Origin of the sequence: Carboxylicivirga agarovorans (assembly GCF_050589845.1) — a bacterium.
Lineage (GTDB): Bacteria > Bacteroidota > Bacteroidia > Bacteroidales > Marinilabiliaceae > Carboxylicivirga > Carboxylicivirga agarovorans.
Genome location: NZ_JBNGPA010000002.1, coordinates 98,549 through 119,817, shown reverse-complemented (window position 1 = coordinate 119,817; position 21,269 = coordinate 98,549). Strand labels below are relative to the sequence as shown.

The following is a 21,269-nucleotide window of genomic DNA, read 5'->3' as shown; positions in this document are numbered from 1 at the left end:
TTTGTTATTAGTTTATTATTCGTTGGCTTGCGATGAAGCCTTTTCAATTTGTTGCATGATAGCGTTCATTCCAAGGCCTGATCCAGCCTGACGAGGAGGAAACTCTTCCATGCTTTTTCCAAACTCAATAATTGGAGCCGCTATCTGAGGCAATACCCAGGTTTTCTCTTTCATCCACAAGAAATGACCTGGTGCATCGATAGATCTTTCATATGGATCAAGCTTGATATCGATAATCATACCGGCAGGTAATACTTCGCGTCCCTTTAACCATTCGTCTTTGGTTGCCAGGTGTATTTTCCATTGATCTACACGGATAGCATTTAAGTCGTTTTCACCAAAGAAGAAAAACTCACGACGGTTAGATTTTCCGTTTTTGGTTAGTACATCCATTTGGTTATAGCCATCAATATGCACCTTATACTCCTTGCCATTTACCTTTTTCCCTTTCTTAAGCTCTTCTTTAATATTGTCTTCCCCAACAGCTGCCATTATGGTCGGCAACCAGTCTTCACAGGTAAATAATTCCCCGCTATACTCACCAGCAGGCACTTTTCCAGGCCAGCGAACCAGCATTGGTACACGTAGACCTCCATCCCATGTTGTGCCTTTTTCTCCTCTGAAGCTGGCTGCTCCGGCACTTGGCCAGTGAGACAGGTTAACACCATTATCAGATGTAAATAAAACAATCGTGTTTTCAGCAACGCCCATCTCATCTAACTTATCTAACAATTCACCGATCAGGTAGTCCATGTGCAGTAGCCCGTCGGAATATTTACCATGCCCGCTTTTACCGGCCCACTCATCACTCACAAAGATCTCCTGGTGCATGCGGGTCGGACAGAACCACAAGAAAAAAGGGTCCCCTTCTTTTTGAGTACGCTCTAACCAATCGATAGATACTTCCAACACCTCATCATCAAAAGTCTCCTGACGTTTAGCAAAAAGTGTTCCCCGATCTTCAATGGTTTGTTTACCTACTTTTCCAAAACGAGGGTCAACAGACGGATCATCCACATCACTGGCTCTTGTGTACAATACGTTACGCGGACGTCCCGGATAATTGGGATCTTTGGGAAATTCAGGCTGTTCGGGCTGATTCATCATATTAAGGTGATAAAGCACGCCAAAAAATTCATCAAAACCATGAACGGTTGGCAGGTGCTCATTACGATCACCAACGTGACTTTTACCAAATTGAGCGGTAGCATAACCTTTGTCCTTTAATAACTCTGCCAGTGTAACATCTTCGGCCTGCATGCCTAAATGTGAGCCAGGCTGACCTACAGAAGTCAGTCCGGTACGAATAGGGTATTGACCAGTGATAAATGCAGCACGACCCGCAGTACAGCTCGGATGCGCGTAAAAATCACTTAACATCAGACCTTCTTTAGCTATTCTATCAATGTTTGGCGTTTCAACAGCCCCCAATCCCCTGTGATAGGCTGATATATCCATTGGAGCAACATCATCTGTGGTGATAACCACAATATTTGGCTTTTGACCAAAGGCCCAGGTGGTACAGAGCATCATGGTCAATATTGTTAATACTTTCGTTTTCATAACTTATGTTTTGAGGTGATTATTAAAACTTTATAAATATGCTAACATAATACCTAAATAGGAATTTCTAATGCTGTTACTTATTAACATTTAGTTACCCCTTTTTAAACATCCGGGCTAAAATGCAACAGTGTACATCATCACTCCCTCACTTAAAACGGTTCAATATTAGGTGGTAAGGGCTGCTCAATATCCTCTGGTGGCAAAGGTTGAACAGGCTGTTCTGGTTGTGGATCATCAGCATTACTACATGATACCAAACTCATACTGGCTACTATGGCCATTGCTGCGAATAAAAATCTTAACTTTTTCATCTTTCTAATTTTTTAAGTGGATAATGAACCCGCAATATGCATCAGAAATACGGGTTAAAACTTACACTACAAAGATGCAGGGTATGCAGCAGCTTCTTATGAGGGCATGCCTTAACATGACAAATTACGTGTTACACCTAGATGCCTGTATGCAGGTATGAACACAAATCCCCTCATCAATTGATGAAGGGAAGTGTAAACTCAGATATTATCCATAAATATCAGAATGATGTAATTTAATGAGGTTCAATATTAGGTGGTAAAGGCTGCTCAACATGCTCAGGCGGTAAAGGTTGAACCGGCTGTTCGGGTTGTGGATCATCATCGTTACTACACGATACCAAACTCATACTGGCTACTATGGCCATCGCTGCGAATAAAAATCTTAACTTTTTCATCTTTCTAATTTTTAATTGAATAACTAAAACTTACATTACAAAGATGCAGGGTCCGTCGCAGCTACATATGAGGGCAGCACTTAAGGTATAAAAATACGTGTAACACCTAGTTGAGGCAGGCTTCTATAAATCATCGAATAATTTGCGCTCAACAGCATATAAAACAAGTCCTGCTATGTTTTTACAACCTGTTTTATCAAGTAAATTACGCTTGTGGGCTTCAACGGTTCTGTTGGATATAAACAGTTCATCAGCAATTTCAACGTTTGTTTTTTCTTTGCAAATCAAATGCAGTATTTCCGTTTCACGTTTGGTCAGTGGTATTTCGTTGACCAAACGTTGCTTAGGTGCAGGCTGAGCGGTCAAGCCTTCCATAATTATATCAGTAACCTCCTGACTATAGTAGTTTTTACCCTGGTTTACAGTTTCAATAGCTGTTCTTAATTCATCCTGGGTGCAATCCTTTAAAATATAGCCTTTGGCACCGGCACCCAACATTTTCTTGATATTGTAGTTTTCATTCATCATGGTCAGTGCCAGAATATGAATATGAGGATGGGTCTCAATGACATGTTTGCACAACTCAACACCATCCATTTCTGGCATCATGATATCAGTCACCAGAACGTCAATCTCATTTTCCTCTATTAGTTCCAGTGCTTCTTTCCCATTTTTGGCTTCAGCCACTACTTTAAATTTATCCTTATCGAGAAATGCTTTTAAGCCCTGACGAATCATGCTATGATCATCGGCCAGTAATATTTTAATTGCTCCCATTCTTAAATCGTTAGTTCTAATAATAACTGTGTTCCCCGGCCAGGAGAAGATTCAATTTCAAAATATGCACCTATGGCTTCAGCACGTGTTCGCATGCTATTTAACCCAAAGGTATCAATCGTATGTTCGATTTCAAAGCCAAGCCCATCGTCTTCTATGGTCAGAGTCACCAAATCATCTCTTTTAAGGAGCTGGATCGTACATTCTTTAGCCTCTGAATATTTTACAACATTATTAACAGCTTCCTGAACGATGCGGTAAATTGTCATTTCATATGCCAGCTGCATCCGGTAATCAGCCATATTGTGGTAGTAATTTATAGTTATTGGCGTTGATCCTTCCAATGCTTTGACCAATGCATCTATTGCCGGTGCCACTCCATTTTGATCAACAACCTTAGGCATCAGGTTATGTGCCAGTGTTCTGCTTTCTGTAATGGCCTTTTTAAGGTAATTGTAGCCGGTCTGATACTTGTCGGCCAACACTCTGTCTTCTATGGAAATGGATGTGCGTACTTTCTCGAAATTAAGTAATGACGTTGACATGGTTTGCTGCAAACTATCATGAATATCTCGTGCAATCCGACTTCTTTCCCTGTCCTCCGTTTCCAGAATCGCATTCATATGCTGCTCTTCCCTCTTAACACTTTCGGTTATATCGGTAAAAATTCCTACAATGCGAATGGACCTACCTTGTTCGTCTTTTGACGAGGATGCCCGGCACCGATACCATTTTAATGAATTGTTCTTTTCATACAACCTGATATCAATGTTTAACGGGGTATCTTTTTCAATGTGTTCTGTCACATGCGCCTTATAAGACTCCAGGTCATCATGATGAATACGCGAATACACAAAATCGATCGATGGCTTAATTTCATCCTGGGAAAAGCCAAATAACTTAACTCCCCGCGGCGACCACACAAGCGTTTCTTCTTTCACATTGTAATCCCAGATAATAGCTTCTGCTCCTTTTACAGCAAGAGTGAAACGTTCTTCACTTTTCAGCAGTTTCTCCGACGTCAGTTTCAGCTTTTCAACACCTTGTTTAAAAAGAACATCTTGTTTCTCTTCATGCTTTACTCTGCGCCATATCAGGTAAAAAGCCACTAAGGCAAACAGTATTACACTAATTAGAAACCATAATACCAGGCGATATAAGCGAGAGCCTTCTGCTATATTGCTCTGCCATTTCTCATTGGTTTGTTCTTCGATAACACGCTCGAAGTTCTTGATAATTCGAATCAACTCACGTTTGGTCGATAAGTATTGTTCTCCGCTTACTATGTCCAAGGCCAGCGATCGTCGCTCAGCATCGCTTAACTCATTATCCCCATTAATTAAGTTCATTGCTGAGGATTCCATGCTGTTTAACTCGGATGCCAGCCCAATGGCTTCCTCAAGTACCTGGTACTCTTTATTACCAAAACCCAAACTACTTAAACTGTCTTTTAACAACTCAAAACCCCTTTGTTTAACAGGAAAGCGGTAGGTTGATAAGTCACTTACCTCCTGGTAAGCCATGTACCAGGTCGTATCTCCCGTTAATATGTAGTTCAGGCAATTAAAAGTCAGATCTTCATTGCGCTCCTGCACCTGATCGCTTATTTGAATTGAATGAAACTTGCCGATCTGACTCCTTGCGAATTCGATCCTGTTATTAAATAAGCCAAAGAATGCAAGCAGAATAATAAGCAGGAAAGTTATTAACAAGCTAAAAAGAACAATGAAAGCAGACTTTATTTTAAACATATCCATCAATATGGGGTGAAAATGATACATGTAAAAATAAAATGAATATTGCTTATCGCATTATAAATTGCTAATTAAATAGCGACCTGACATTGAACACTTTCAGTTAAATAAATTATTCAGGAGGTTAAAGACTATAAGGGGTCAATATTTAACCTCTCAAAAACACTACCCACAAAACAAGCTCTGCCAATTGAACAATCTCCCTTCAAGAGCGTCTTAGTTGTTTTAAAACTATTAACCAACCTTTAATCTTATGAATTCAAGCTTAACCTATCTTGTGTCATGCTTGCTATTTTTAGCTGCTTGCTCTGAAAACGATAATAGCATACAAAGCAACACGTTTATTGAGATACCCGATAGTGAATTTGAAAGCATCTTAATTGAACAGGGTATTGATTCCGATGGTATGATCAACCAAAAAATACTTCGTACAGATGCCGAACAGGTTGTTCGCCTTGACCTGAATAAAGATGCGTCTTATGGAGTGATTACTGATTTAAGCGGCATCGAAAGCTTTATTAACATCACCTACTTATCAGCTGCCCGGCATGAGATAGACTCAATTGATCTAAGCTTTAACACGAGGCTGGATACGCTATACCTCTATGCCAATTACCTAAACCATATCGATCTTAGCAAGAACACCGAATTACTGGAAATAGATATTCAGTCCAATCAACTAAGCACTATTACCGGTCTGGCCAATGCCGGCAAACTAAAAAAGCTTAATGTTTCTTTTAATGACATTGAACATCTTATTATAAGCAATACCGCAATAGAAGTGTTGCATGCCAGCAATAACCTGTTGACAACATGCGATTTGAGCGAAGCCATAAAGCTAAAGAACATATTACTGACCAGTAACCAATTGGGCAGCATCAACTTAAATTCAAATAATTTACTGGAAACCTTGTTAATTTCAGACAATAGGCTCAACGACATCAACCTGGCATATAATGGTCAGTTAAGCCATTTGTATATATCAAGTAACCAACTGAATAACCTCGACCTTAGTCCTAACACAAAACTTATTGACCTGAGAGCAGACAGAAATCCTGATTTAAAGTGCATTCAAATTCTGCCCGGTCAAAACATTCCAACAGCCATATTATCCGATTACCAGGTACTGAACAGCAGCTGTAATTAAAAATTACATAGTTATGAAAGATCTCATCTCTCATTTGTATGGTGTACGTATAGCTGACATCCTTGAATAAGTCAAACATATAGAAAAAATCCGGTATCAGTAATAGATATACAACAAGCTGTAATAAGTATACATTGGCTTGTGCTGTACCTCCTACTTTTGCATTGTACAATAAACTATTAAGGTAATGAAAAAAGTAATATTGGTTACCGGCGCATCAGCGGGAATAGGTAAAGCAACTGCCAAACATTTAATTGGGGAAGGCCATATTGTTTATGGAGCTGCCCGTCGTGTTGAGAATATGCAGGATCTGGAAGAATCAGGCGGTCATGCCATTAAAATGGATGTAACCAACTCTGATGAAATCAAAGCAGGACTTGAACGTATTATGGTAGAAAACGGCCGTATTGATGTGTTGGTCAATAATGCAGGCTACTCGGTATATGGAGCTGTTGAAGATGTTAGCATGCAAGATGCCCGCCGTCAGTTTGATGTTAATATTTTTGGTTTAGCCGAGTTAACGCAGTTAGTATTGCCATATATGCGTAAGCAGCAATCGGGCCATATTATCAATATTACATCCATCGGCGGTAAAATCTACTTCCCCTTAGGAGCCTGGTACCATGCCACTAAGCACGCTCTTGAAGGCTGGAGCGATTGTTTGCGTTTAGAAACGAAAGATTTTGGAATCAAGGTATCTATAATTGAGCCAGGAGCTATACAAACAGAATTTGGCGATGTTATGAATCAACCCATGCTCGACCGCTCAAAAGGTGGTGCCTATGAAAAAATTGCTCATGCTATCATTGAGGCTAACAAAGGCGCATACGATGGTTCACCATCAACCTCACCCGATATTATCGCTAAAACCATTTCTAAAGCCATAAGCGCTAAAAACCCTAAAACGCGTTATGCTGCAGGTAAAATGGCAAAACCTATTTTATTTGCCCGCAGGTGGCTAAGCGACAAAGCTTTTGATAACTTTGCTATGACGCAGATCAGAAAACTGGCAAAATAATACACGGTAGCGGACACCGAAGATCTTAAATAAATTTTAAGTCTATTATCATTTGTCTTTAATCCAATGCATAAACTAACATCATGAAAGTAATTATAACAGGTTCAACAGGAATGGTTGGTAAGGGCGCCTTACTCGAATGCCTTGATAACCAAGAGGTAAGTGAAGTATTAGTCATAAACCGCAACTCCATTGGCATGGATCATCCCAAACTGAAAGAGCTTATTCACAAAGATTTCAGGGATTTTACAGCCATCAAAGAGCAATTGGCCGATTACGATGCCTGCTTCCATTGCATGGGTATTTCGGCTCTTGGCCTGAATGAAGAGCAATATACCGGTATTACCTATACGATGACCAAAGAACTGGCTGATACTTTATATGCATTGAATCCATCGATGGTCTTCAGCTATGTATCAGGCACCGGTACCGATAGCTCAGAAAAAGGCAGGGTTATGTGGGCACGCGTAAAGGGTAAAACAGAGAACATGATACTGAATATGGGCTTTAAAGATGCTTATGCATTCCGTCCGGGAGCCATTTTACCTGAAAAAGGCATTAAATCAAGAACCAACTGGTACAACGCTTTCTATGTTATCTTTCGACCATTGTTTCCCTTAATGCGTAAAATGAAGTCAGTAACAACCACCACAAAACTAGGTCAGGCACTGATTAATGTATCCATTAAACCATCGAACAAAAAGATATTGGAAAACGTCGATATTAATAGACTGGTTTAAAGAGTAGAGTGTTTTATTTGTCGAACTGATCAAATGTCGAATTGTCGAATTGATAAACTGTCGAATTGATAAACTGTCGAATTGATAAATTGTTGATGCCGATGGATATCGGAGTTAGTAGAGTTGATGAGTTTAATAGTTTATAAGTTGAACTGCCGGGCGAGAAAATGATAACTGTCGAACTGTTCAATTGTCGAATTGTCGAACTGATAAACTGTCGAACTGATAAACTGTCGAACTGATAAATTGTCGATACTGATATCTATCGGGAGTCGACCTAAATACCTAATAAACTGAGTGTTTAAATAAAATAAGATGAAAGATATAATCCATATTAACAGTGTTACTGAGATTCATAAAAACCTGGGGCTTGAGGCTCCCAGACATCCGCTTGTAACTATTTACAAGCACGATGAAATAGTACCAAATATGGATCTGTCAGGCAGAACACTCTCTATTGATCTGTACCAGGTCATGTTTAAAATGTGTAAATCGGGCTCTCTCTCTTACGGACGAAACAGCTATGATTATCACGAAGGGACTTTAATATTTATGGCTCCGGGGCAGGTGGTTAACTTTGGTGATGAGCAGGAATGGGATAAAAATGACGGCATAGGTGGATGGTCATTGAATTTTCACCCTGATCTGATTCGCCGCTCTCACCTGGGGCAACACATTGATGAATACAGTTTCTTCTCATATGAGGTTAATGAGGCTCTTCATTTATCAGACCAGGAAAAGAAAACCATAGGTGAGATCAGGGATAAAATTATCCATGAATACAGCGCCAACATAGATAAGCACAGTCAAAAACTGATCATATCGAACATTGAATTAATGCTCGACTATTGCACTCGCTTTTACGACAGGCAGTTTTTTACGCGTGAAAATTTAAATAAGGATACCGTCAGTCGCTTTGAAAAGGTCTTAAAGGCGTATTATAATTCTGGTAAGCCATTGGAAACTGGTGTACCATCCGTTAAATATTGTGGCAATGAACTCAATTTATCGGCCAACTACCTGAGTGATCTTTTAAAAAAAGAAACAGGGCGCAATGCACAGGAACACATACATCATTTTGTAGTGGATCGTGCCAAAACCATCTTGCTGAACAGTTCCGATTCAGTCAGCCAGATCGCCTACTCACTGGGATTTGACTATCCGCAGCACTTTAGTAAAGTATTTAAAAAGAAAACAGGCATCAGCCCTGCTGAATACCGAACTGCCAATTAAAGTATTCCAGCTCGTCTGTACCGAGGTTCTACCCTACCTTCTTTTTCAGGTAGCAGTATACTTCAGTTCCTTCGCCCTGTTTACTCTGAACCAGCATTTGTCCGCCAATACTATGCAACAGCTCCTGGCAGAGGAATAAACCCAGACCGGTGCTGGTTTCACCATTTGTACCATTGGCAAACTGATTGATTCCCTCCTGTTTGTTAAGGGCTTCCAATTGCTCCTGAGACATGCCAATACCGTTGTCTTTGACTTTCAGTACAACATGTTCTTCAGTACTGGTCCAGCTTATGGTGACCTGATCTCCCACATTGCTAAACTTTATGGCATTGCTAACGACATTGCGCAACAACACCATCAATATATTCTTATCAGATACTATACTGATATCCTCTCCCCGAAACAACAGTGATATGTTTTTTTGCTTACTGAATGACTGAAACCAGTAATCAATTTCATCCATCAAAAACTCCATTGATAAAGGCTGATAATCAGGCTTTAGGTTACCATGCATCTTTTTAAACCAAAAGAGTGTATTATCAATGAACGACAGCATCATGTTAGATGATTCTCCAACTGCATGCACCATTTCCAAATCAGAACTATCTGTGATGGTCGGTGATAGTTCCATCAAAGATGTCATGCTGACAATACTGCTTAAGGGTGATTTCAGATCGTGACTTAAAACCGAGAACAACTTGTTTTTGACGGCATTGGCCTGAACCAGCTCCTCATTGCTATTGATTAACTGAATATTGCTTTTAACAAGCTCTTTTTTCTTTTGCCTGATATTCAGCATGGCGTTAAAAATAACCAGGGTTAAAAGACCCAATAAAACAGAAACAACGACCATGCTCACCAAAGAGTGCTTTTCTTTATCCAGCTCCACTTCCAGCAACTGGCTCCTGGTTTTCAACAGCTCTGTTTCCTTTTCCTGCCTCATTAGTTCAAAGGCCTTTTGCAGAAAGGCCATTTCATCAGTCTTTTTAATATTATAGATGCTATCCTGAATTTGAGATGCAGCATTGGAATAAGCATAGGCTTTCTGCCAATTCTTCATCTTAGCCTCTGCATCGGATAAAAGTTCCAGGACCTCCAGTTTATTATCATCCTGGTAATATCTGCCGGTTAATTCCAGTGCTTTGTTTAAATAGTGTATCGCCAAAGGATAGTTTCCCTGTACTTTGCTGAAATTTGCCTTTACAAACAGGTAATTGACATGCTCACGCGGATATTGATCAAGCTCTTTATGCTGTTGAACCAAATTAAGATAATAAGTGGCTGAATCAAGTTGATCCAGATCAATCAGATACCGGGCCTTATTACACTGCGTTTGCATTATTTGCTTTGAAATATCCATATCTGTATAGATATCCAAAGCTTTATTGACTAAATACAAAGCACTGTCACTCTGATTTAAACTGGCATAAGAGATAGCTTTATTATTCATAATGCTCCCCTGCATGATCTTATCCTGAACCTGTAGGGCTAATTTTAAAGCTTCATTATAATATTCTATTCCCTGCCTGATTTCTTCTTTTATCCTGTATATATTGGCGATATTAAAAAGCACATACAACCTGCCACGGACATCCGAAGCCTTTTCAAGATATTCAATACTCTGCTGGTAATACCTTAAGGCCAGGGTGTAGTGTCCGTTAAACCAATAAACATTACCAATATTCAGTAATGAACGTCCTGTAAATTTAACGTCTTGAAGCTGCTTAGCCAGGCTCAGTGAACGATCCAGGTAGACAAGTGCAGAGTCCAGTTCTGAAATATATAATTTATAAGCCCCTTTGTAAAAATTGTATGTCAGTATACTTCTGGGACTTACCTCAGCCGACACAGATGCATCACCCTTATGAATGTAGGATATGGCTTTATCCGGATCTCCTTTTAAATAATACAACAAACCCAGACTCATCAACGCTTTAACCTGCATTGAATCTTGTTGATAAACTTCGGAGTTGGCCAACAACAAATATGAATAGTGTATTGCACTATCCGGATGATTATAAAAGAAATGCTCAAGCAGACGCTCGTATACCCCCGATTGATGCTCAGAATCGCTGGCATGCAATTGGTTTCTTAAACTATCAACATTTAATCCCTTTGTTTGTAAACCAACCAGAAGCAATAGCACAATTGCTATGTATCTGGTGATTGTTTCCCACATACCTTGGGGTACGCAAGTTTAAGTAATTGGTTACCTATTCCTTGCCAAATAGATTTTTATGACATAAACCTTTCCTCTATACGCATGGGGCATACTAGTTGACTAACAAGTTGTTTTGTAACAACACTCACTCTGAAAAAAATATATAAATTCTTCATTCACCTCCCTCAAACAATCTAATTATCATCCACATATAACCCTTTTAGGTATTTAAATAACTTTTTTAGCTTAATTAAAAAGGTGTTGATTTGTTGATTTCTCTACCTATTGACCTGGCTAACTTTTGTAGTGCCTGTGCTAAGTCCCTGTTGTCTCACTTCTCACCTCTCACTGCTCATCTCTCACCTCTATGCAGACCTGTTAATTGTCGAACTATCAACCTAATGACCTTTATCAAAAATAATGTACTTTTATCCAATATCAGAGTAAACAAAAAGAGCATGCGATCAACATCCCATCTATTCTATTCGACATGGAAAATACTGGTAATGCTAAGTGTTATATTTACAGCCATTAGCCTACCCATTGAACTGAGCTTCCATCATCATATTTTTGGCTTCGAAAACTCAAGGTGGATTGTAGCACTCATCTTTTTGATTGACCTTTTTATCAATATCAACCGTATTAAAAATGAGAAAAAAAGAATTAAGTGTGACGATATTGAAAATAAAGAGTGGTATCGAACTTCCGTAATTTTTGCCGATGCCATTGCAGCTTTACCATTGGATCTATTCTTTCCACTCCCTGTTTTCAGACTATTGAGGCTCTTTAAGGTATTAAGACTCCATCATATAGTAGTTGGCTATCAGCACACGATGATAAAGCATGCCGGTTCGTTTGTATTTATCGTCTTTATTTTTTGGCTTACTTTGGCAATCAACGCCCTGGCGTGTGGCTGGCATGCATTACTTAACACTCACTATCATAGCGATTTCACATCTGATTACATCAATTCAGTTTATTGGACCATCACTACTGTTACCACGGTCGGTTATGGTGACATTACACCCGAAACCAATGCCCAGAAGCTATATGCTATTTTTGTGCAACTACTGGGTTATGGAGTATTTACCTATATGATCGGTAGCGTTGCCAGTCGGTTGCTGCGCAAAGACCCTGCGCGTGTTCGTTTCGAAGATAACGTTGACGGACTGGTATCCTTGCTTCATTTTAAATCCTTGCCTGCCCCATTAAGGAACAAAATAATGGACTACTACAAATACATGTGGCGTAACAGGCTTGGCTATGATGAAACAGCCTTCCTGGAGAGTTTACCCAACAATCTTCAGCAAGAAGTGGCTCTGCATCTTAAAAGAGAGATCATTGATAAAGTTTCTTTATTTAAAGATGCCAGTGAAACGTTCAAGCGTGAAATCGCATTGATGCTGAAGTCTGTTTTTATAACGCCCAATAACTATGTATGTAAAGCCGGTGAACAGGCCAACTCCATGTATTTTGTTGTTAAGGGAGAGTTGATGACCCTATCGGCAGATGAAAAAAGGCAGTTGACACAGATAAAAACAGGTGATTATTTTGGAGAAATAGCCTTGCTTAAAAATAAAACCCGAAGTGCCACCATTAAGGCCTTAAGCTATTGCGACCTCTACGCCTTAGACAAAGAGTCATTTGATCAGGTTATTATTAAATACCCACACATTGAAAAGATGATTAGGGAAATAGTTGAAAAACGGGAACAAAACTATCATGGATAAAAGCAGATAGAAGCTGCCCAAAACTAATATATCTCACAAAGCAGAAGAAAAGTGCAAAGAAGACAAGACTAATAAGCTGCTGCTTGTCTCCTTTGCGAGAAACATATTTTCATATGTTAACTTCTCGGAGTATTCACAATGACACTGCCGATATTTCCATTTGTTTATTAATCTTCTTTTCACTTGGTTGACTATACCCAAACAATAAGCCCAGGTATTTGATCCGTTTGATCAGTAGCTCATAAACAAGTACGCTACCTGCTAAACTGATCAGAGTGACCATGAAAAATTTAAGCTCTGTTGAAAGACTGCCAGGTAATACAATGACAGCTCCGGCATATAAAAATACCATGTGCCATATGTAAACCGGATAAGCAGCTTTACTTAAGTAGCTCAGTGCAGGTCCCGGACGATTCAAATATTTATAAGCAAAGCCCAGAATAGCATATATCCATGTCATAGTTTCCACAGGGTATAAATATTTGGGCGGATATAGTTCAAACACCAACAAACGTACCAAATACAAACTAAATGCAAGCCCTGCATATAACCAACGCCATTGTAACAGACTTTCCCAGAAATCATTTCCTGCATAAGCCATTATAAAACCAATGGTAAAAGCCAGGATACCTAAATAGAAACCATGCCATGATAAAGCATACATTTCATAGGTATCGGGATCAACGATCAATGTTTCGGCCACAAACAAAACTATTAACAGCACCAATGAAAGGGGATGACTCATTAAGCTGGTCAAACGCTGATGAAAGCTTGTATTTACCTTAAGCTTCAGATAGTAAAACAATGGAAGCAATAAAATGACATAGGCAAAGATATTTCCAAGAAACCATAAATGCCCCCTGCTTAATGAATAAGTGATTTCCTGACTGTAGTAGTGTTGCCAGATCAATACGTGTAAAGGCACCACCAATGAAACACCAACAAGAAACGGCAGAAGAATACGCCGACTTCGCTCACTGATCAGCTGGCGCCAGGAACGTTTTCGTATGGCAAAACACACTCCCATACCAGATACAAAGAAGAGAAGGGGAATTCGCCATACATTCATCAGTGCCATAGGGATCCATAACCATTCCAAAGACTCGTTACTCTGAATAAAACCGATCAATATTCCCCAGGGCTGAAATACAATGGCTGCATGATATATTAACAGTAAACCAATGGCTATTACCCGCAACCAATCAATATCATATCTTCTTTCTGTCATTTCCATAAGCTTCAATTATTTATAAGAGTGTGAGTCAAGAATTTAATAGCGAATCAGATAATTATCAGTGAAATAACTATTTCAATAAGGCAGCTACCTTAGGTCTGTTCTCTTCCAGATACTGATAATCCAAACGAAGGCCAAACACTCCAAGGTCACGGTTTAACTGCTCATAAACAGGCTTTACCTCATCAAAAGGGCCAGATACAGCCTGTAAAGGATTAGCGCCACTCGCGTCGATAATTGTTTTATCAGCACCGTGTTTTAACAGGCAAGTGACAATTTCGGTACGACATAAGAATGCTGCCACATGCAATGCCGTAGCCCCATTGTAGTTGGTAACATTAAGATCTGCCTTTCCCTCAATTAACGCTTTGGCCACTTCTATTTTATTAAAAGTGCTTGCTGTAATCAAAGGCGTGGAACCATACTGATCCTTCTTATTCAGGTCCGTTCCTGCTTTTATATGGTACTTGATGGCATTAACATCGCCCATAAATGCGGCCGCATGAATATCCATTACATTGGAAGCCTCAGGTTCCTGTTGGGTCTGTTTTTCGGTTTGTGCATTTGAACCACATGCACACATAATAATTAAGCCTAGTGTTAACATTGTTGACATCTTCATTAGATTATTCATTTTAAAAGACTTCATAGTCGTAAGAATTGACTCCAAATCAGGAGTGGTTAATACTTGTTATTTGACGATGTAAAGTTGCTTCATATGATGACGCAAGACCTATCATCCATGAAGCCAGAAATATAAAGAATCGACATGCTGTATAAATTATGACGCATTGCTGTAAAATATGACGCAACTGGTGCCGGTTTTCATCTTTTAAGGCCGTCGTATAATAGTCTGTTCCATGACTATATATACCAGCGCATTTTAATTTATAAATGGTATAATTCGTATCTTCAGCAACTGAAAACTCAAGCATTAACTCCGTTTATGAACAAGGCATTTAGCAACAAGCTGAAGGACATCATCCTGAAAAACTTATCCAATGAGCAATTTGGGGTATCTGAACTGGCATACGAGGTTGGGATGAGTCGCTCAAACCTTTTACGTCGTATTCAGAAAGAAGAAAATTGCTCAGCCAGCCAGTTTATAAGAAAAATACGCCTCGAAGAAGCTACCACAATTCTTAAAAATGAAGACAAAACAGTTTCAGAGGTTGCTTTTATGGTGGGTTTTAACAGCACCTCCTACTTCATTAAGTGTTTTAGAGAGCAATATGGTTATCCTCCGGGTGAAATGGATCAACAGCTAATTGAAAAAGAGTTACCCCCTGAGGAAGTAAAAAAACACCGGATAAGCATATCCAGGTATGTTATATGGGCTTCGGCAGTAGTTATTGCACTGGCAGTTTCGCTGGCAATCCTGTTTTCCGCAAAGCAAACAAAGGTGGAACTTGAGAAATCAATTGCGGTTCTTCCTTTTAAAAACGACAGTGATGATGCTAACAATGTGTACGTCATCAATGGTGTTATGGAGTCCATACTCAATAACCTTCAGTCATTAAAAGGACTAAAAGTCATTAGCCGGACTTCAGTTGAAAAATACCGCAATACGAAGCTGAGCATTCCTGAAATAGCCAGGGAGTTAAATGTTAGTTATATAGTGGAAGGAAGTGGACAAAAAGTGGGCAACCAGATATTGCTTAGTGTTCAGTTAATTGAGGGGGAACGCGACAATCATTTATGGTCAGAGCAATACAACCGCCAGATTGAAGACATCTTTCAGATCCAACAGGAAGTAGCCCAGGAAATAGCAGGATCAATTGAGATCGTTATTGGCCCTGATGAACAAAAACGCATTCGAAAGAAACCTACACAAAACCTGCTTGCATATGACTATTTCTTAAAAGGAGTGGAACAGCTCAATAAGGAAACGGAGGAGGGCCTGATAGCCGGTATTCCACTGGTCAGAAAAGCTGTTGAGGAGGATGAACAGTTTGCCCTGGCCCATGGCGTTTTAGCCATTGCCTATTATTACCACGACTTATTTGAGCCCGAGAAACAATATACAGACTCACTGATTTACTTCGCTGACAAGGCACTGTTGTATGATGCAACCCTACCTCAGGCATTAACAGGTAAAGCACTGTATTACATGCAGGTCAGAAACTATAAGCAAGCCATTGAATACCTTGAAACCGCTTTGAAATACAATCCGAACTCGGCAATAGTAATCAATTCATTATCCGACATCTACACCAACTATGTCCCTGATACTGAGAAATACCTGGAATATGCCTTGCGTGGTATCAGCCTTGATATCAACTCTCACGATGCTAATACTGCCAGTTATATCTATCTGCATTTAAGTAATGCCCTTGTTCAGAATGGTTTTGTTGATGAAGCCCTTGTAAGTATCAACCGATCTTTAAACCATTACCCTGGTAACTTATTCTCAGAGTATGTGAAAGCATACATATTATATGCTAAAAACAAAGACCTGACTGAAACGCGACAACTATTGATCAATGCTTTAGCCAAAGATTCAACACGCTTTGATATTATGCAGGAGATAGGCAATATTTGTTACTATCAGCGTGATTGGGAAACGGCAGGTAAGTATTTTGACCAGTTTCTGCAGATAAGAGATTATTTGAATTCCAATGCCTTTGCTCACAAAGATCTTGAAATGGCCTATGTGTATAAACAATTGGGGCAACACGATAAAGAGCAGAAGTTGTTTGATCAGTTTAAAAACCTGATGGACCAGGAACAATCCGTTTTTCAGTATTTATTCAAGGCCAGCTATCATGCTTACCTGGGCGAAGATGATCAGGCAATAAAAAACCTTGAGCTATTCACTCAAGGCGATAATATACAATTGTGGGTACCTTTATTCACTCCTATTGACCCAATGATCGACAGCTTTAAAAACAAGCCTGAATTTATAAAGGTGATGAATCAGATGGAGAGCCAATTCAATAGCAAGCGAGACCGTCTGAAGACGAAACTTGAAGAAGAAGGTCTGCTGCAGGTTATTCAGGCTTTATAAAGTTATTCGATCTTCTTTAAGATCAATGAAATATCATTGGCCTGTAATTGCACATTTGTCGAAGAAAAGTCTTTTACCTCCCAACGATGATTAAATAATATGAGCTCTCTCATGCCAAAGGCAAATGACAGGAATAGATCCTCGTCATTGGCACTGTACCAATCCAGCTCATCATAATCAGGATCATTAAAATCAGGATTACTCCCATTGTCTAAGCCATAAAACAGCTTGTAAGCGCCATTACGCGTGCTCAACACACTGTCAAAACCTTCCAGGCCGAGCGCACTGACCTTACCGGCATCAGTAAACGTCAATTGCACTTCTGAATGGTCGAAATCGTTTTGCGTTAGAGAATGCTTTAAGGCAACTTCCCAACTTCCATTTGTTAATGTTTCCAGCAAGAGTTCCTTGTCGTCTGGCATGTCTGAATCGGATGTACAGCTGACAAAACAGCTCATACTTAATCCAATAATTAAAGTTATTATCCCTATCCTTTTCATAGTATGAAGTTTTTAGGAAAAATAACACATCAACGTTCAGTTATTATTATGCAAATATTAGCTATGTATTAAGAGTTATTGCATCTTTTATAAATGCAATATTTAATCGTTAATTAACGTGTTAATGGCCGCATCTTAAGCCTTCGAAATAGTAAAGAAAAAGGTAGTTCCCTTTCCAGGTTCTGAAGTAAACCATATTTTTCCTCCAAGCATTTCAACATATGCTTTCGTTATGGATAAACCAAGGCCTGTACCTTCTGTTATGCCGTTTTTTTCGGCCTGAACAAAGCGCTCAAAGACCTGGTCCCTTTTATCTTCAGAAATACCTGTACCGGTATCTTTGACATAGAACTCAAACTCGTCAGCAGTATTGGAATATCCTGTTTCCACATAACCAGTGGAGGTAAATTTGATGGCGTTCTTTATCAGGTTTAACAAAATGGCTTGCAGCTTTTCATGATCTGTTTTTAATACATGCGTTTCACTTTTTTGCGCAAACCTTAATTCCAGCCCCTTGGTATCAGCCTCATTTCTCAGAAGAAAAAGTATTGAATTAACCTGTTCATTAATATTAATGTCCGACAGGTTTATATCGACCACTCCTGATTCAATTTTTGATATATCAACCAAATCATTGATAATAGTAAGCATCCGTTGCCCGCCATCCTCTATCACATCAACATAAGCATTGAGTTCGTCTGGCTTCAAATCCGGATCACGCAACAGATCCGTAAACCCGAGAACAGCATTCATGGGTGTGCGAATCTCATGGCTCATATTGGCTAAAAAAGCCGATTTTAAACGGTCACTCTCCTGTGCTTTCTCTTTTTCGGCCTGCAGGGCTATATTGGCACGACGCTTTATGGCATTTTGCCCAAGAAGATATATCAATACAACGACTAATATGGCGATGGTGGCTACACTCAACACCCGCAACTGAAGAAGTTTTTTCTCCTTTGCAAAACTTGCATCACGCTCTTCACGATCGAGTTTATACATGGCATCAATACGATTGACCTGCTGTTGAATCAAGGTTGTATAGGTACTATCAATCAGAAGCTTATAACTTTCCATATATTCAAAAGCCTCCTTGTATGAATGCTGCTGCGTATAAAGATCAACCAGGGCCTGAAGAACCATCTCCTGATCGTCGATACCCTTGCTCTCTTGCGCTTTATCAAGAGCTTCGAGCAGGAAATACTCCGCCTCTTCATAATGCTTCATGGACGTATAAACATTCCCTGCATGACAATATACCTTGGTAATATTGACCGATGTAGGTTTTCGCTTCCAGTCGTTAATCACTTTTAAATAATACCTCAATGCATTATTATTATCACCCATAAGAACACTCAGGTCGGCAATATTAATGTGCGTCACCATCATTCCACCCCAGTCATTAAGTGATGTTTTTATGCCTAAGGATAGCATGTAGCAATCCATTGCCTGCTCAAATTCCCCCTGGTTCTTATATGCCAGTCCCATATTATTATAGGCCTTGGCAATTCCTGTCGAGTCCTGCAGTTTTACATTCTGATCCAGGTAAAGCCTTATATACCTTAAACTGTTATCGTAGTCTTCCAGTTCAGAATATAGTATTGACATATTATTAAAGGTGCGACCAATACCCGGCTCATCATTTAAAGCATTATAAATATTTAGCGCTCTGAGAAAACACTCTGCTGCCTTATCAAAATCCTTTAGTTTTCGATACGATACCCCCATACTGCTTAAGGTATAGGCAATATCCGATTTATTACCAAGCTCTTCCCTCAGAATTAAGGCATTATCAAAATATATCAGGGCCGAATCATTCTTTCCTGTCATTCGATACAGAATTCCCAGGTCGTTGTAACAAGCTGATAAAATGGGGTGATCATTCGTTGATTCTGATACTTTCAGGGCCTTATGTCCATATGCCAGCGCCAGCTTCAGTTGAAAATCATCGCGGTACTGCTTTGATAGTTGCAGTAAAACATCAGCTTTCTCTGTTCCTTCAACAGATGGCAGAAGAGATTTCAGGCTGTCTGCTTTTTGTATACCTCCCATAGCAATAGCAGGACATAAAGCATGTAGTAAAACAGCTAGCATTAAAAATTTCATCATTTTTAAAATCATATGTCTCTTCAGTACCAGATGCATACAAGTTTATATTTAAGTATTTCATCTACGAAATAATCGTTCAAAATTAGCAAAGCAATTTTTAACAAGAACCCTAACAGTCATCATTTTACACAAGTCTGCAAAAAGTGGTGCTGAACTTCTAAAAAACCATGATTGATAACAAAATGACGCCACCACATCGTCCGCCATAAATGAAATAAGTCCTGCCACAAGTATTCGGATCTCTTATTTATTGGTCAATCCGATAGCTAGTGGGAGTCGAATTGTTGGTTTATTGAACTTACAACCTGGTGTGCTATTGATCCAACAAACTCATATTGTGCATAGTCCTTAGCCCTGTTGTCTCACTACTCATCTCTCCCTTCTCCCTTCTCACCGCTCACCTCTCCTCTCTAACTACTCACCACATTGCCAAACTGATTAACATCACCGGCCTTCGGTCCCCCACAAATATTGACAATACACTTCCATTTTGGAAACAATCCGGCAAAAATGCCGTACTACCGTATCGAAAGAATATTTAAACGCATTACATGAAATCTCTCACAAGCGCTTTTTTCCTGCTAATCAGTCTGACACTGCAGGCACAACAAGAATTAAAGATCGTCTATAACTACATTAACCATGCTAAGCCCAACACCTATATGATGGAACTCGTGGCTAACGATAAACAGGTTTTCAGTTATACGATCAGACTAACAAAAAGCGGCACAGGCAAGCGGGCCACCTATAAGCAAACCACCGATACAACAAAACTGTTTAAAGATTACACAAACGATTACCTGGTTTATGAGGAGCGTTTGGGGCGTGACTACCATGTGATAAAAGAAGAACTGAAATTATTCAAATGGAACGAAGTTGGACAACGCGATACGATTCTGGGCTACCCGTGTAAGACAGCTTTTGCCGAATTCCGTGGACGTGAGTACCAGGCCTTTTATACAACCAAATTACCTTTTACTGCCGCTCCATGGAAACTGCATGGTCTTCCTGGTGTGGTTCTACGGGTAATCACTACAGATGATGTATTGGTCTATGAAGCACAATCGGTGGAAGTGATAGACAATACGAGCTTTGTTTACAATCCCTTTGCCAATTATGAGCAGATATCCTACGATGCATTTTGCAAACACTACAAAAGCTACCGTAAAGAGGTGATCAAAAAGCGAAATCAACGTGCCAAACAACAAAATCGCCCTATACCTAAAAACGATAAAGCACCCCGTATAGAAGTGATCATTCCTGAAAACCGCTTTATTTTAAATGATTAAGAGTGCTGTTTTGACATAAGTCCAGCTCCCGACATAAGAAATACAGGGATTTCCCCGCCAGACGGGAAGTTTACAAAAAATAAGTTTCGCAAAGACCGCAAAGTATAGTATTAAAACCCTATACTTTGCGGTCTTTGCGCATTTAGACTTATACACTCTTTTCGTGAAGTATGTTGGTTTTCACCACCTGCTTAACGATTCCATTTTGCATTATCCAATTTATTTTGCAATTTTGAAACTCAATCAATTAAGCAATTATTGAAGTGAATCGTCCGCACATTACAAAAGGATACCGATG

The 21,269-nt window shown here is 39.5% G+C and carries 17 protein-coding genes; 7 read left to right on the top strand and 10 right to left on the bottom strand.

What is annotated here, in order from left to right; all coding sequences use genetic code 11:
• Positions 1-15: 15 nt before the first annotated feature.
• From ACRD69_RS02640 to ACRD69_RS02620, 5 genes are all read right to left on the bottom strand, one after another.
• Positions 16-1,563, bottom strand: a complete 1,548-nt coding sequence (locus ACRD69_RS02640) for an arylsulfatase (protein ID WP_430813514.1) — start codon at positions 1,561-1,563, stop codon at positions 16-18.
• 152 nt (positions 1,564-1,715) lie between these two features.
• Positions 1,716-1,877, bottom strand: a complete 162-nt coding sequence (locus tag ACRD69_RS02635) for a hypothetical protein (RefSeq protein ID WP_430813513.1) — start codon at positions 1,875-1,877, stop codon at positions 1,716-1,718.
• Positions 1,878-2,113: 236 nt separating this feature from the next.
• The gene (locus ACRD69_RS02630) at positions 2,114-2,275 is read right to left on the bottom strand and encodes a hypothetical protein (protein WP_430813512.1); all 162 of its coding nucleotides are present in this window, start codon (positions 2,273-2,275) and stop codon (positions 2,114-2,116) included.
• Positions 2,276-2,398: 123 nt separating this feature from the next.
• Positions 2,399-3,052: a response regulator transcription factor gene (locus tag ACRD69_RS02625; RefSeq protein WP_430813511.1), complete on the bottom strand. Its 654-nt coding sequence runs from the start codon at positions 3,050-3,052 to the stop codon at positions 2,399-2,401.
• Between the two features lie 2 nt (positions 3,053-3,054).
• Positions 3,055-4,803 carry a sensor histidine kinase gene (locus tag ACRD69_RS02620; protein ID WP_430813510.1) on the bottom strand — a complete coding sequence of 583 codons (1,749 nt, stop codon included), beginning with the start codon at positions 4,801-4,803 and terminating at the stop codon, positions 3,055-3,057.
• Between the two features lie 256 nt (positions 4,804-5,059).
• Here ACRD69_RS02620 and ACRD69_RS02615 point away from each other — a divergent pair, with 256 nt between their 5' ends.
• From ACRD69_RS02615 to ACRD69_RS02600, 4 genes are all read left to right on the top strand, one after another.
• Complete coding sequence (locus tag ACRD69_RS02615) at positions 5,060-5,953, top strand: leucine-rich repeat domain-containing protein (RefSeq protein WP_430813509.1); 894 nt, start codon at positions 5,060-5,062, stop codon at positions 5,951-5,953.
• A gap of 187 nt (positions 5,954-6,140) precedes the next feature.
• Positions 6,141-6,971: an oxidoreductase gene (locus ACRD69_RS02610; protein WP_430813508.1), complete on the top strand. Its 831-nt coding sequence runs from the start codon at positions 6,141-6,143 to the stop codon at positions 6,969-6,971.
• A gap of 83 nt (positions 6,972-7,054) precedes the next feature.
• A complete protein-coding gene (locus ACRD69_RS02605) occupies positions 7,055-7,711 on the top strand; it encodes an NAD-dependent epimerase/dehydratase family protein (protein ID WP_430813507.1) in 657 nt (218 codons plus the stop codon).
• Positions 7,712-8,026: 315 nt separating this feature from the next.
• On the top strand, positions 8,027-8,944 hold the full coding sequence (locus tag ACRD69_RS02600; RefSeq protein WP_430813506.1) for a helix-turn-helix domain-containing protein: 918 nt from the start codon (positions 8,027-8,029) through the stop codon (positions 8,942-8,944).
• Positions 8,945-8,972: 28 nt separating this feature from the next.
• Here the strand turns inward: ACRD69_RS02600 and ACRD69_RS02595 are convergent, their stop codons facing one another.
• Positions 8,973-11,123: a tetratricopeptide repeat protein gene (locus ACRD69_RS02595; protein WP_430813505.1), complete on the bottom strand. Its 2,151-nt coding sequence runs from the start codon at positions 11,121-11,123 to the stop codon at positions 8,973-8,975.
• Positions 11,124-11,563: 440 nt separating this feature from the next.
• Here ACRD69_RS02595 and ACRD69_RS02590 point away from each other — a divergent pair, with 440 nt between their 5' ends.
• The gene (locus ACRD69_RS02590) at positions 11,564-12,835 is read left to right on the top strand and encodes a cyclic nucleotide-gated ion channel (RefSeq protein WP_430813504.1); all 1,272 of its coding nucleotides are present in this window, start codon (positions 11,564-11,566) and stop codon (positions 12,833-12,835) included.
• A 133-nt stretch (positions 12,836-12,968) separates the two neighbouring features.
• Here ACRD69_RS02590 and ACRD69_RS02585 read toward each other — a convergent pair whose 3' ends face one another.
• Together ACRD69_RS02585 and ACRD69_RS02580 are read right to left on the bottom strand one after the other, a co-directional pair.
• Positions 12,969-14,063, bottom strand: a complete 1,095-nt coding sequence (locus ACRD69_RS02585) for an acyltransferase family protein (protein WP_430813503.1) — start codon at positions 14,061-14,063, stop codon at positions 12,969-12,971.
• A gap of 76 nt (positions 14,064-14,139) precedes the next feature.
• Complete coding sequence (locus ACRD69_RS02580) at positions 14,140-14,691, bottom strand: ankyrin repeat domain-containing protein (protein WP_430813502.1); 552 nt, start codon at positions 14,689-14,691, stop codon at positions 14,140-14,142.
• Between the two features lie 324 nt (positions 14,692-15,015).
• Between ACRD69_RS02580 and ACRD69_RS02575 the strand changes: the two genes are divergently transcribed.
• Entirely contained in the window at positions 15,016-17,076 is a 2,061-nt protein-coding gene (locus tag ACRD69_RS02575; protein WP_430813501.1) for a helix-turn-helix domain-containing protein, read from the top strand.
• Positions 17,077-17,078: 2 nt separating this feature from the next.
• Here the strand turns inward: ACRD69_RS02575 and ACRD69_RS02570 are convergent, their stop codons facing one another.
• Complete coding sequence (locus tag ACRD69_RS02570) at positions 17,079-17,576, bottom strand: hypothetical protein (RefSeq protein WP_430813500.1); 498 nt, start codon at positions 17,574-17,576, stop codon at positions 17,079-17,081.
• Between the two features lie 135 nt (positions 17,577-17,711).
• Positions 17,712-19,682 carry a tetratricopeptide repeat protein gene (locus ACRD69_RS02565; protein ID WP_430813499.1) on the bottom strand — a complete coding sequence of 657 codons (1,971 nt, stop codon included), beginning with the start codon at positions 19,680-19,682 and terminating at the stop codon, positions 17,712-17,714.
• A gap of 551 nt (positions 19,683-20,233) precedes the next feature.
• On the opposite strand from ACRD69_RS02565, the gene ACRD69_RS02560 reads away from it, so the two are divergent.
• The gene (locus tag ACRD69_RS02560) at positions 20,234-20,971 is read left to right on the top strand and encodes a GLPGLI family protein (protein ID WP_430813498.1); all 738 of its coding nucleotides are present in this window, start codon (positions 20,234-20,236) and stop codon (positions 20,969-20,971) included.
• Positions 20,972-21,269 lie beyond the last annotated feature (298 nt).